Origin of the sequence: Pseudomonas sp. ABFPK, from assembly GCF_001586765.1 — a bacterium.
GTDB lineage: Bacteria > Pseudomonadota > Gammaproteobacteria > Pseudomonadales > Pseudomonadaceae > Aquipseudomonas > Aquipseudomonas asiatica.
In genome coordinates this window covers 1-587 of the sequence record NZ_LQXW01000088.1, presented here as the reverse complement: position 1 = coordinate 587, position 587 = coordinate 1, and the positions used below count along the sequence as shown (strand labels likewise).

Below are 587 nucleotides of genomic sequence, written 5' to 3'. Positions count from 1 at the left end.
CACGGTGTGATTCATGACTGGGGTGAAGTCGTAACAAGGTAGCCGTAGGGGAACCTGCGGCTGGATCACCTCCTTAATCGACGACATCAGCCTGCTGATGAGCTCCCACACGAATTGCTTGATTCATTGTAAAAGACGATGCTGTAACGCGACCCTGTTATAGGTCTGTAGCTCAGTTGGTTAGAGCGCACCCCTGATAAGGGTGAGGTCGGCAGTTCAAATCTGCCCAGACCTACCATTACATGGTTCAGCCGTAGAATACGGGGCCATAGCTCAGCTGGGAGAGCGCCTGCCTTGCACGCAGGAGGTCAGCGGTTCGATCCCGCTTGGCTCCACCACTTTCGCCGTACGCAGTAGCTTGTCAGAACTTAGAAATGAACATTCAGTTCGAATGTTGATTTCTGGCTTTTGTCAGATCGTTCTTTAAAAATTCGGATATGTGATAGATATAGACTGATGACCAGTTTCACTGCTGGTTAATCAGGCTAAGGTAAAATTTGTGAGTTCTGCTCGAAAGAGCAACATGCGAATTTTCGGCGAATGTCGTCTTCACAGTATAACCAGATTGCTTGGGGTTATATGGTCAA

Annotated in this window: 2 tRNA genes and 1 rRNA gene; all 3 read left to right on the top strand. The window is 48.4% G+C overall.

The window, feature by feature from the left end:
• A 16S ribosomal RNA gene (locus tag WM94_RS27720) occupies nucleotides 1-76 on the top strand; the annotation flags it as partial.
• Nucleotides 77-161: 85 nt separating this feature from the next.
• A tRNA-Ile gene (locus WM94_RS27715) sits at nucleotides 162-238 on the top strand.
• Between the two features lie 24 nt (nucleotides 239-262).
• A tRNA-Ala gene (locus tag WM94_RS27710) sits at nucleotides 263-338 on the top strand.
• Nucleotides 339-587: the final 249 nt, after the last annotated feature.